The following is a 10,845-nucleotide window of genomic DNA, read 5'->3' on the forward strand; positions in this document are numbered from 1 at the left end:
GGTCAAGGATATCAAGGCCCTCGCGCAGAAGAAATTCCGCGACCAGCAGAACGCCTTCATGGCCGAGGGACTGAAACTGGTCATCGATGCGCTCGATCTCGGCTGGCACATCAGGACATTGGTTTTCGCCAAGGCCGGGCGCGGCAACGCGGCGGTGGAAAAGGTCGCGGCACGCACGGTTGCCGCCGGCGGCATGGTGCTGGAAGTGTCGGAAAAGGTGCTCGTCGCCATCACCCGTCGCGACAATCCGCAAATGGTGGTCGGCGTCTTTTCGCAAAAATTCCTGGCCTTGAAGGATGTCCGCGCTGACAATGGCGACGTCTGGGTGGCGCTCGACCGGGTGCGCGATCCCGGTAATCTCGGCACCGTCATCCGCACCATCGATGCCGTCGGCGCCAAGGGCGTCATCCTGGTCGGCGACACCACCGATCCTTTTTCGGTGGAGACGGTGCGCGCCACAATGGGTTCGATCTTTGCCGTGCCGGTGGCCAAGGCGACAACCGAGGCTTTCCTTGCCTGGCGAGGCGGGTTTTCAGGCCTCGTCGCCGGCACCCACCTGAAAGGCGCCGTCGACTACCGCTCGGTCGATTTTTCCCGCGGCCCGGTGCTGCTGATGATGGGCAACGAGCAGCAGGGACTGCCCGAAAGCCTGGCTGCGAGTTGCGACAGGCTGCTCCGGATTCCGCAAGCGGGCCGTGCCGATTCGCTCAATCTGGCCGTCGCCACCGGCATCATGCTGTTCGAGATCCGGCGCGGCGCGCTGAAGCTCGAACCAATCGTGGACCAGCAATGAAGGTTGCCTGCCCGTGAAATCATGGTCTCCCTACGCGCTGCTCGTCGTCGCGGCCATCGCGCTTGACCAGTGGATAAAACACCTGGTCGAGACTGGTCTCGCCTTTCAGGAAAAGCTCGATCTGGTACCCTTCCTGGCGCTGTTTCGCACCTACAACACCGGCATCGCCTTCTCGATGTTCTCGTCCTTTGGCGACACCGGGCTGATCGTCATTTCGCTTGCGGTCGTTGCCTTCGTGCTGTTCCTGGCGACACGGATCGCACCGTCCCAGATCCTTGCCCGCACCGGCTTTGCGCTGATCGTCGGCGGCGCGCTCGGCAATCTGATCGACCGCGCCGTCTACGGCCACGTCATCGACTACATCCTGTTCCACACGCCGGTCTGGTCCTTCGCCGTCTTCAACCTTGCCGACGCCTTCATCTCGGTGGGTGCGGCACTGGTCGTCTTCGATGAACTGTTCGGCTGGCGGCGCGAGCCCAAGCCTTCAAACGCCAAGTCTTCCAAAGATTGACCCCGTGCAGCCATCGCCGCACAGTTCATGTCGCCAAACAAGATCGCGGAGAAAGAGATGTCCGAAACCTTCAAAGCCATCCTCGTTTCGCGTGACACCGAGAAAAAGCAGTCGGTAACCGTGACCGATCTCACTGACGCCGACCTGATGGAAGGCGATGTCACCGTCGCGGTCGAGGCGACGACGGTGAACTACAAGGATGGTCTGGCGATCACAGGCAAGGCGCCGGTGATCCGCCGCTGGCCGCTGGTGCCGGGCATCGATTTCGCCGGCACCGTCATCTCGTCTTCCCATCCCGACTGGCGCGCTGGCGACAAGGTCATCCTGAACGGCTGGGGCGTCGGCGAAACCCATTTCGGCGCCTACGCCGGCCGCGCCCGTGTCAAGGGCGACTGGCTGGTGCCGCTCCCCGATGGCATCAGCCCGCATGACGCGATGGCCGTCGGCACCGCAGGCTACACCGCGATGCTCTGCGTCATGGCCCTGGAGCGCCACGGCATCCTGCCCGATCGCGGCCCGGTGGTGGTGACAGGGGCGGCCGGCGGCGTCGGCTCGGTCGCGGTCTCGATCCTGTCCAGCCTCGGCTACCATGTCATTGCCTCCACCGGCCGCAATGCCGAAAGCCCCTATTTGATCAACCTTGGCGCCGCCGAAGTGATATCGCGCGACGAGCTTGCCCAGCCGGCCAAGCCGCTGGCCAAGGAGCGCTGGGCTGGCGGCGTCGACGCCGTCGGTAGCCACACGCTGGCCAATGTGCTCTCGATGACCTCCTATGGCGGCGCGGTCGCCGCCTGCGGCCTGGCCGGCGGCATGGACCTGCCGACGAGCGTCGCCCCCTTCATCCTGCGCGGCGTCTCATTGCTGGGCATCGATTCGGTGATGGCGCCGAAGGCAGTCCGGCTCGAGGCATGGCGCCGCATCGGCACCGAGCTCGATCTGCAAAAGCTCGCCAGCCTGTCCAGGACCATCGGTTTTGACGGCATCATCGATGCCGCGCGCGACATCGTCGACGGCAAGATCCGCGGGCGCGTCGTCGTGGACATGTGAGCCGCTCGACTGCCGGAGAAGGCGGACGGAAATCGCCATGTCCGGCGGCAAATCCGCACCTGCTTCGGCAAAAAGCGTTCATCCGCTAAAATTCGAACGATCCGCCGCAATTTTCCATAATCTCTGTCTGGCAAGGATTTCGCATGATCGCGGAATCCGGCAGCCAACAGGCGGACACTGGCGACGACGTCGATGCGGCGCCGACGTCGACGCGGCGCTTTGTCGCCGCGCCGTCGCTGGTGCCCGAGCCGGAATTCTCCAGGCGCGAAGGCCTGCCCTTTCTGACATTCGTCGCCATCGTGGTGGTGGCCGGCCTGGCGCATCTGACCGGGGCACCCATCTTCATCAGCATCGCATTGCTGGCAACCGGCCTTGCCGGCCTTGCCGTGCATCTGCGCGCCAGGCGGAGCGAACACCGCACCGCCGCCCTTCTTGACGAAACCACTGCCCGCAGCCGCGCCGAGATCGAGACGCTGGCCGACCGCATGTGGGAAATGCAGGAGAGCGATGAGCGCTTTCGCGGCCTGATCGACGCGCTTGGTGATCTCGTCATCCATCGCGACCGCGATGGCTATATCGTCTATGCCAACAAGGTCTTCGCCGATCTGGTCGAAATCGATCAACGCGACCTTGCCGGCAAGACCCTGGCGGAACTCGGCATCGAGGTCGGTATCGTTCCCGATGCCGCCTTTTCCGACCATGAGTGCCTGAGTTCCACCGATGTCGCCATCAGTACGCCGAGCGGCCCGCGTTGGTTCTCGTGGATCGAACTGTCGGTGCGTGACAAGGACAGCGATGCTGTTTCGCATCGCGCGATCGCTCGCGACATCACCGCCCGCAAACGCGCCGAATCCTCGCTGATCACCGCACGCGAGCGGGCCGAATATGCCAGCCAGGCCAAATCACGCTTCCTCGCCACCGTCAGCCATGAAATTCGCACGCCGATGAACGGCATCATGGGCATGGCCAGGTTGCTGGCCGACACCAGCCTGTCGCCGGAGCAGCAGACCTATGTCGGCGCTGTCTCGACCTCGGCCAGCGCATTGCTTGCCCTGATCGAGGATCTTCTCGACTACTCCAAGATCGAAGCCGGGCGCTTCGACCCGGAGCCGCAGCCGATGTCGGTGCGCGAGATCGCCGACAACATCATCGAATTGCTGGCCGCGCGCGCCTTCGCCAAGCGTATCGGGCTGGGCTGCCATGTCGAACCCGACGTGCCGCAGTTGATCACCGCCGATCCGGGCAAGGTCAGGCAGGTGCTGCTCAACCTTATCGGCAACGCCATCAAATTCACCGACAGCGGCGGCGTGTTGGTGAGCATCGCACGCGCGCGCACCGAAACCAGCGACCGCGTATGCTTCACCATCGCCGATACCGGTCCGGGCCTGCATGATGAGGACCTGGATCGCATTTTCGAGGAGTTCGAGCAGGCCGACGGCACGTCGACGCGCACGCATGGCGGGGCCGGCCTCGGCCTTGCCATCTCCAGGCGCCTGGTGGCCGCCATGGGCGGCACGATCTCGGTATCCAGCCGGCTCGGCCAAGGATCCGAGTTCGTCTTCGAAATCCCGGCGATAGCAGCCACCGAAGCGCCGCAGGGCCGCCAGAACGCGCTCTTGGGCAGGCGCGCGGTGATCCTGTCGAAAAACGCCGTCGAGGCCGACGCCATCGCCCGCACCATCCGCGCCAATGGCGGCGCGGTTGACGTCGCAACCGCCGCCGCACAGGCCGCACCCTTCGCCGCCGGCTGCGATGTGATTCTGGTCGATGCGGCCATGGAAGAAAGCGATGGAAGGCTGCTCAAACGCCTGCGCCAGAGCGGTTTCTCCGACTGCGAGGCCATCACGCTGATCGCGCCGACCGACCGCGGCATGCTCGGCGAGTTCCGCGCCAGTGGCTACGCAACCTTCCTGGCCAGGCCGGTGCGTGGCGGAACGCTTCTGCGTGTGCTGTTGAGCAGCCATGCCGCCAGCCTCGCCCAGCCGCAGCCCGAAAAGCGCGGCGCACCGACGATGCGCGCCGTCGGCAACCGCCAGCGGGGCCTGTCGGTGCTGATCGCCGAGGACAATGACATCAACGCCATGCTGGCCCGCGCCACGCTGTTGAAGGCCGGGCATCGCGTCAAGGTGGTCGGCAATGGCAAGGCCGCCGTCGAGGCCGTCACCGGCGCCGGGCACAGGGACCGCTTCGACGTGGTCTTGATGGATCTGCATATGCCGGTCATGGACGGGCTGGACGCGATTGCCGCCATCCGCCGCCATGAGGAAGAGACCGCCGTGTCGCCGGTGCCGATCATGGTGCTGTCTGCCGACAGCCAGGAAAAAACCCGCCATGCGGTGTTGGCCCATGGCGCCAGCGGCTTTGTCACCAAGCCGCTCGACCCTCAGGCGCTGGTCAATGCCGTAGAGGGACAGGTCGTCGCGGCCTGAGCTTCCACCGCCCATTTCACGCCGCGCGATCACTTAAACGTAGCCGGTTGATCGTATTCGCCAGCCGACGAAGTATTGCCCACAACGGCGTATCACGGTACTGTCACAATCCTGTTGCACCTACACCGTATCCCCGTGCCAAGAGGGATGGCTCGAAGGAGAATCACTCGTGCATACAGTTATGCCGGAATGTGACACTCGGCCGAACGCCAGCAGCGCCTTGCTTGCCGGACGTAACGTCGATTCCGTCATAAAGGGCGCGGCACTGGGCCGTATAGGCAATCTTGAAGTGCGGCTCGCTCGCAACGAGGCCGAGATCGCGGCCGCGCAGGAAGTGCGCTACCGGGTGTTCTACGACGAACTTGGCGCCAAGAAGGACCTGTTCCGGGCCCATGACCGCCGTGACGCTGACCGGTTCGATCCGCTCTGCGACCATCTGCTGGTTTTGGACACCACGCTTTCCGGTCCCGAACATCGCCGCATCGTCGGCACGTATCGGCTGCTGCGGCAAGAAATCGCGGCCACGGCCGGAGGGTTCTATTCGGAAGGTGAATTTGAGCTGACCAAGCTCATAGCCCGTCACCCCGGCCAGCGTTTTCTCGAGCTCGGCCGCTCCTGCGTTTTGCCGGAATACCGCTCGAAGCGCACCATCGAGGCGCTGTGGCAAGGCATCTGGGCCTATATCAACCATTACGAAATCGGCGTGATGACCGGCTGCGCGTCCTTTCACGGCACCGTGCCGGCAGCGCACGCGGAGGCGCTCACCTACCTCGCCCACCACTGCCGGACGAATTCGGCCTGGGACGTGCGCGCCGTGTCCGGGCGCTACTGCTCGATGGATCTGATGCCGATCGAGGCCGTCAATACCAAGGCGGCGATCGCTGCGATGCCGCCTTTGGTCAAGGGCTACCTGCGCGTCGGTGCCCGCATCGGTGACGGCTGCGTCATCGACCGCGAATTCTCGACGGTCGACGTCTTCGTCGTCATGCCGGTCAAGGAAATCGGCGCCCGCTACGTCAACTATTATGGCGGGGAAGCCCAGCGCTTCGCTGCCTGACGCTAGCGAATAGCGAGGAGTTACGCCGCAATCCTGCGGACTGCTATTCGCTATTCCCTATTCGCTTCCTTTTCACGGAATATCTTCCGGCCGCCGGCCGGGTCGGCTCTTGTAGGACGGAAACGACCAGCCGAATTTGAGCGCGCCGCCACGCACAAGGAACGCCGCCGCAAAACCGGCGAGGTCCGAGGCGAGCGGCGGCAGTCCGGCAAGATCGCCAAGTGTGTAGAGGCCGGCACCCGCAAGGGCTGCTGTGACGTAGATTTCGGGCCTGAGCAGCACCGATGGCTCGCCGGCAAGGAGGTCGCGCAGAATGCCGCCGAAAGTGGCGGTAAGCACACCGGTGACGACGGAGACGACCGGCGAACCGGTAATCGCAAGTCCCTTGGCTGCGCCCATCACCGAAAAGGCGGCGAGCCCGATGGCGTCGAGCCAGAGCAGCCATTTCCAGCGCGATTCGACACGGTGCGCGCTGAAGAAGACCAGCACCGCAACCACGGCGCAGATCAGCACATAGCCGGAATTGGCGACCCAGAAAACCGGCAGGTTGAGGATGACGTCGCGAAGCGTGCCGCCGCCTATCCCGGTGACGCTGGCCAGGAACAGGAAGCCGATAATGTCGAGTTGCTTGCGCGAAGCCGCAAGCGCCCCGGTCGCCGCGAAGACGGCGACACCGGCATAATCGAGAAGCGCGATGGGGTTCATGGCAGGCCAGGGGAGTAAGGGAATAGGGCAGTAAGGCAGTATGTTTAGCACGAAGCCGCACCCTTGGTGCGTCCCCCTTTTCCCTACTGCCCTACTGCCCTACTGCCTTACTCCCCTAATCATGCATCCTTCTCAGCCTGTTCGTTCACCGGCCCCGGCTCGACCGGCGCTTCGGCGGTGGCAAGTTTCGGACCGCCCTTGGCGACGCCAACCATGGCGGGGCGCAGCACGCGGTCGCCGATCGAATAGCCCGGCTGCATAACCTGGACCACGGTATTGGCCGGAACGTCCGGATTGGGCACTTCGAACATCGCCTGGTGGAAATTGGGATCGAACTTCTCGCCTTCGGGCGCGAGCTTCTTGACCCCGTGCCGTTCCAGCGCCGACAGCATGGCGCGCTCGGTCAAGTCGACGCCTTCGATCAGCGCCTTGAAGCCGGCGTCACCAGACGCCTTGGCCTCGGCGGGAATCGCGTCCAGCGCGCGGCGCAGATTGTCCGACACCGACAGCATGTCGCGAGCGAAATTCGCGACCGCGTAGGTGCGCGCGTCGTGCACGTCGCGCGCCGTGCGGCGACGCAAGTTTTCCATCTCGGCCGCCACGCGAAGCGCGCGGTCCTTCAGTTCTTCATTTTCCTTCAGCAGCCGCACAAGGGCTTCATAGTCGCCGTCGATGCTGCCTTCCGTGCGCTCGGCAGTGGCCTCGGTTGCCTCGACTTCATCGGGCGCGCGTTCGTCTTTTGCCTGGTCGCTCATCGCCGTTTCCCGTCAATCTCGAATGGTGTGGATTTTGTGCCCGATATCGAGGTTTGGCGGCCAAAAATCAAGGGGTAAGCGATTGTGGAGGCGATCAGCCAGGGCTGGAAACGACAGGCAAGACATTTCGATTTAATTCAAATTTTACCCTAACCGCCGGCTTTGCTTGCCACAAAGGCGTGATGGGGGAACCATTCCCTTGCTGGAGGAGTTTCGAAACCGACACAGGATTTTGAGATGATGAGCCGCAACAAGGGTGAAAAGGTAGAAAGGCTGGCCGCCGAGGTCAGACGCCAGTTCGGCGCCGAGACGGTGACGCGCTTTCTGCGCACCTTGCCGGCCTTCCGCACCGAGGCCGACCTTCCCGACCGCTTCAGAGAGCTACTCGACCGCCTGGACGGCGCGGAGGGCGGTGACGTCGGCTTGCGCCGACAGTGACGCGCCGACCAATCTTGGCAGCAAACCTCTATCGGCAATAGCCTGAAAGAACCGAACCATCTAAGGATGGATGCGTTGTGGTTCAAATGGAGGACATAATGCGCAAGGTTTCGATCACCTCATTGCTGTCGGCGCTTATCGGCCTCGGCGCCGTCACCTTGGTGGCCTTTCCGGCACAAGCAGAGGATCTGCAGCTGCAATTGGGCAAACATGGCCCGCGGCTGAAGCTCATGCAAGATTGCGATCCCGCCTATGACGATTGCGAAGGTCCCCGGCGCGACGACCGGCGCGACCGCCGTCAATCACGAGGCTGCACGGAAGACCGGGCCCTCGACAAGGCGGACCGAATGGGCGTCCGCCGGGCAAGGATAGAGTCCGTCGGCCGCCGGGAGATCGTTGTCCGCGGCAGACAGGATGGCGACCGCGTGCGCGTGACTTTCGGCACCGAGCGCGGCTGTCCTGTTCTCGATCGCGAATAGAGATTGACCCGAACTGGCAGCCGCTGATCAGACGACAATTAGGGCTTCCGATTGCTGAATTATCGGGCTTGAAAGCCCGCCACTGCGGCGATCTATCATCAAGCCGGTCGAGCCCGAGATGGCAGGCTCGACCGCCCCCACGCGACAATTACGCGCAGTAATTTTGCGTGATTGCTGTCTTGCGGTGGCGGGGTACCCCGCCTATGCTTCCTGATGAACATGATTTCCCCTGAGGCGGTCGCCAACAGCAAGCGCGCCTGGCTGAAAATTCTGGCGCGCTACAAGAAGCCTGACAGGCGGCGCAGCACAGTGGAACTCGCCATCACACTTATTCCGTTCGCCGTGCTCTGGGGACTGTCCTCGGCGGCCTATGCCTATGGCCATTGGTGGGGACTGATCCTGATCCTTCCCGCGGCCGGGTTTCTGGTCCGCATCTTCATGATCCAGCACGATTGCGGCCACGGCTCCTTCTTCGCCAATCGCTACGCGGACGACTGGATCGGCCGTGCGCTCGGCATCCTGACGCTGACGCCCTACGACTGCTGGCGGCGCGCTCATGCGACACACCACGCCAGCGCCGGCAATCTTGACGAACGCGGCATGGGCGACATCAGGACGCTGACCGTTGCCGAATACCGGCAAATGTCATGGCGAGGCCGCCTTGCCTATCGTCTCTATCGCCACCCGCTGGTGATGTTCGGGCTCGGGCCGATCTGGCTGTTCATCTTCGAGCAAAGGCTGCCCGTCGGCATGATGCGCGGCGGCCTGACGCCCTGGGTGTCGTCGATGACCACCAATCTTGGCATCGCGGTTGCAGCAGCCGTCCTCATCTGGTTCGTCGGCCCCGGCGCGTTCCTGGTGGTCCATCTGCCGATCGTCGTCCTCGCCGGTTCGGCCGGCATCTGGCTGTTCTACGTCCAGCATCAGTTCGAGGAAACGGAATGGGCGAAGGATGCCGACTGGGAATTCCAGCATGCCGCCCTGCACGGATCGTCCTATTACGACCTGCCCCCGGTACTGAACTGGTTTACCGGCAATATCGGTGTCCATCACGTCCACCACCTCTCCGCCAAGGTGCCGTGCTACCGGTTGCAGGAAGTGCTGCGGGATTATCCCGAACTGCGCAGCATCGGCCGCGTCACGCTGCTCGAAAGCCTGCGCTGCGTCAAACTGGCGTTGTGGGACGAGAACCGCCGCAAGCTGGTGTCGTTCCGCGAGGCACGGGCGGCCGCCTAAGCAATTCCAGGAAAAGTGTGAAACGGTTTTCCGTCCGGAATTGCGTTAAAACAAGAAAATAGAAAGACCGCCGCGTCATGGACGCAGCGGCTTTGCAAATTCCCTGGATCAGGCCGCCTGACGCTCGTCGCGCATCAGGATCTCGCCATGGCGGATCTCGGTGCCCAGCACCTTCAGACATTCGCGGATGAAGTTGGACAGGCCCGGCCAGCCCTTGGCTGACACGAGATTGCCGTCGACATGGGCGCCGGTCGGTGCGACGTCGATATAGATGCCACCGGCCAGCGTGACCTCCGGCTCGCAATAATGGAGTGCTGCGACTTCCCGGCCCCGCACCACGCCATCGACAGCAATCAGGATCTGCACGCCATGGCAGATGGTGAAGATCGGCTTGCCGGCCTCGTGAAAATGCCGCACCAGCGCCTGCACCCGCTTGTCGATGCGGATGTATTCCGGGCCGCGCCCGCCCGCCGCATAGACGGCATCGTATGCAGCTGGGTCCACCTCGGAAAACGTCTTGTTGAGGATGTAGTCGTGGCCGAGCTTTTCCGTGTAGGTCTGGTGGCCTTCGAAGTCGTGCAGCGACGTTTTCAATATATCGCCCGCCTTCTTGTCCGGACAGACGACATGCACGGTGTGGCCGACCGCATGCATCGCCTGCTCAAAGACGAAAATCTCATATTCCTCGCTGAACTCGCCAACGAGCATCAGTATCTTCTTGCCAGCCATTCCCGGTTCCTCCCTTGTGGCCATATTTATTTCGGATCACGAAATAATGAACCTATCCTAAGGGCAGGATGGCGAAAGGGAAAGCACAAATCGCACAATTGGTAAGACCAGTTGATGTCGATTGGCACCGGCATCGTCACAGGGTATTCCACAGCAGGCAAAACCTGCACCACTGGTTCGACCAGAATTCTGATCAGGCAGCCTTGATCATGTCAGCGGCCTTTTCGGCGATCATGATGGTCGGCGCGTTGGTGTTGCCGCCGATCAGCGTCGGCATCACCGAGGCATCGACGACACGCAAGGCCTGCATGCCGCGCACACGCAATTGCGGATCGACCACCGCCATATCATCGATACCCATCCTGCAGGTGCCGACCGGGTGATAGATCGTGTCGGCTCGGGCTCGGATATGCGCCATCAGCTCGGCATCGCCCGAAACGCCGGCGGTGTAGATTTCCTTGTGGCGGTATTTGGCCAGCGACGGCGCCTCCAATATGCCGCGCATCATTCTGGCGCCCTTGAGCAAAAGCTCGGCGTCGCGTTCGTCGGACAGAAATCGCGGATCGATGCGCGGTGGCGCCAGCGGGTCTGGCGTCGACAGCCCGACCTCGCCGCGCGACTGCGGCCGCAGCACGCAGACATGGCATGAGAAGCCATAGCCCATAT

General features: G+C 63.1%; 12 protein-coding genes. 8 read left to right on the forward strand and 4 right to left on the reverse strand.

Annotation, left to right across the window (positions count from 1 at the left end):
• The 5 genes from EN993_RS23825 to EN993_RS23845 form a co-directional block, all read left to right on the forward strand.
• A partial coding sequence (locus tag EN993_RS23825) for an RNA methyltransferase (protein ID WP_164757778.1) occupies window positions 1-793 on the forward strand: 793 nt, incomplete at its 5' end.
• Between the two features lie 13 nt (window positions 794-806).
• Complete coding sequence (gene lspA, locus EN993_RS23830) at window positions 807-1,304, forward strand: signal peptidase II (RefSeq protein ID WP_126070539.1); 498 nt, start codon at window positions 807-809, stop codon at window positions 1,302-1,304.
• Between the two features lie 57 nt (window positions 1,305-1,361).
• Window positions 1,362-2,351, forward strand: coding sequence for an MDR family oxidoreductase (locus EN993_RS23835; protein ID WP_109661143.1), 990 nt, complete (start codon window positions 1,362-1,364; stop codon window positions 2,349-2,351).
• A 143-nt stretch (window positions 2,352-2,494) separates the two neighbouring features.
• Window positions 2,495-4,780 carry a PAS domain-containing hybrid sensor histidine kinase/response regulator gene (locus EN993_RS23840; RefSeq protein WP_127264982.1) on the forward strand — a complete coding sequence of 762 codons (2,286 nt, stop codon included), beginning with the start codon at window positions 2,495-2,497 and terminating at the stop codon, window positions 4,778-4,780.
• Window positions 4,781-4,961: 181 nt separating this feature from the next.
• On the forward strand, window positions 4,962-5,837 hold the full coding sequence (locus EN993_RS23845; protein ID WP_164548915.1) for a GNAT family N-acetyltransferase: 876 nt from the start codon (window positions 4,962-4,964) through the stop codon (window positions 5,835-5,837).
• A gap of 72 nt (window positions 5,838-5,909) precedes the next feature.
• On the opposite strand, the gene EN993_RS23850 is transcribed toward EN993_RS23845, so the two are convergent.
• Together EN993_RS23850 and grpE are read right to left on the reverse strand one after the other, a co-directional pair.
• Complete coding sequence (locus EN993_RS23850) at window positions 5,910-6,542, reverse strand: trimeric intracellular cation channel family protein (RefSeq protein WP_127264983.1); 633 nt, start codon at window positions 6,540-6,542, stop codon at window positions 5,910-5,912.
• 119 nt (window positions 6,543-6,661) lie between these two features.
• Window positions 6,662-7,297, reverse strand: coding sequence for a nucleotide exchange factor GrpE (gene grpE / locus EN993_RS23855; protein ID WP_109658831.1), 636 nt, complete (start codon window positions 7,295-7,297; stop codon window positions 6,662-6,664).
• Window positions 7,298-7,534: 237 nt separating this feature from the next.
• Between grpE and EN993_RS23860 the strand changes: the two genes are divergently transcribed.
• From EN993_RS23860 to EN993_RS23870, 3 genes are all read left to right on the forward strand, one after another.
• Complete coding sequence (locus tag EN993_RS23860) at window positions 7,535-7,735, forward strand: hypothetical protein (protein ID WP_127264984.1); 201 nt, start codon at window positions 7,535-7,537, stop codon at window positions 7,733-7,735.
• Window positions 7,736-7,833: 98 nt separating this feature from the next.
• Window positions 7,834-8,214 carry a hypothetical protein gene (locus tag EN993_RS23865; protein WP_164548783.1) on the forward strand — a complete coding sequence of 127 codons (381 nt, stop codon included), beginning with the start codon at window positions 7,834-7,836 and terminating at the stop codon, window positions 8,212-8,214.
• Between the two features lie 213 nt (window positions 8,215-8,427).
• The gene (locus tag EN993_RS23870) at window positions 8,428-9,450 is read left to right on the forward strand and encodes a fatty acid desaturase (protein WP_109658828.1); all 1,023 of its coding nucleotides are present in this window, start codon (window positions 8,428-8,430) and stop codon (window positions 9,448-9,450) included.
• Between the two features lie 108 nt (window positions 9,451-9,558).
• On the opposite strand, the gene EN993_RS23875 is transcribed toward EN993_RS23870, so the two are convergent.
• Together EN993_RS23875 and EN993_RS23880 are read right to left on the reverse strand one after the other, a co-directional pair.
• Window positions 9,559-10,179: a DJ-1/PfpI family protein gene (locus EN993_RS23875; protein WP_109658827.1), complete on the reverse strand. Its 621-nt coding sequence runs from the start codon at window positions 10,177-10,179 to the stop codon at window positions 9,559-9,561.
• Between the two features lie 193 nt (window positions 10,180-10,372).
• Window positions 10,373-10,845: GMC oxidoreductase (locus EN993_RS23880; protein ID WP_245468950.1), on the reverse strand; the 473-nt coding region annotated here is incomplete at its 5' end.

It is taken from the genome of Mesorhizobium sp. M7D.F.Ca.US.004.01.2.1 (assembly GCF_003997785.1).
GTDB classification, from domain to species: domain Bacteria; phylum Pseudomonadota; class Alphaproteobacteria; order Rhizobiales; family Rhizobiaceae; genus Mesorhizobium; species Mesorhizobium loti.

Coding starts and splice junctions, on each gene's coding strand:
- EN993_RS23835 (WP_109661143.1), top strand. CDS start 1,362: ATGTCCGAAACCTTCAAAGCCATCCTCGTTTCGCGTGACACCGAGAAA.
- EN993_RS23860 (WP_127264984.1), top strand. CDS start 7,535: ATGATGAGCCGCAACAAGGGTGAAAAGGTAGAAAGGCTGGCCGCCGAG.
- EN993_RS23845 (WP_164548915.1), top strand. CDS start 4,962: ATGCCGGAATGTGACACTCGGCCGAACGCCAGCAGCGCCTTGCTTGCC.
- EN993_RS23870 (WP_109658828.1), top strand. CDS start 8,428: ATGAACATGATTTCCCCTGAGGCGGTCGCCAACAGCAAGCGCGCCTGG.
- EN993_RS23850 (WP_127264983.1), bottom strand. CDS start 6,542: ATGAACCCCATCGCGCTTCTCGATTATGCCGGTGTCGCCGTCTTCGCG.
- grpE (WP_109658831.1), bottom strand. CDS start 7,297: ATGAGCGACCAGGCAAAAGACGAACGCGCGCCCGATGAAGTCGAGGCA.
- EN993_RS23865 (WP_164548783.1), top strand. CDS start 7,834: ATGCGCAAGGTTTCGATCACCTCATTGCTGTCGGCGCTTATCGGCCTC.
- EN993_RS23840 (WP_127264982.1), top strand. CDS start 2,495: ATGATCGCGGAATCCGGCAGCCAACAGGCGGACACTGGCGACGACGTC.
- EN993_RS23875 (WP_109658827.1), bottom strand. CDS start 10,179: ATGGCTGGCAAGAAGATACTGATGCTCGTTGGCGAGTTCAGCGAGGAA.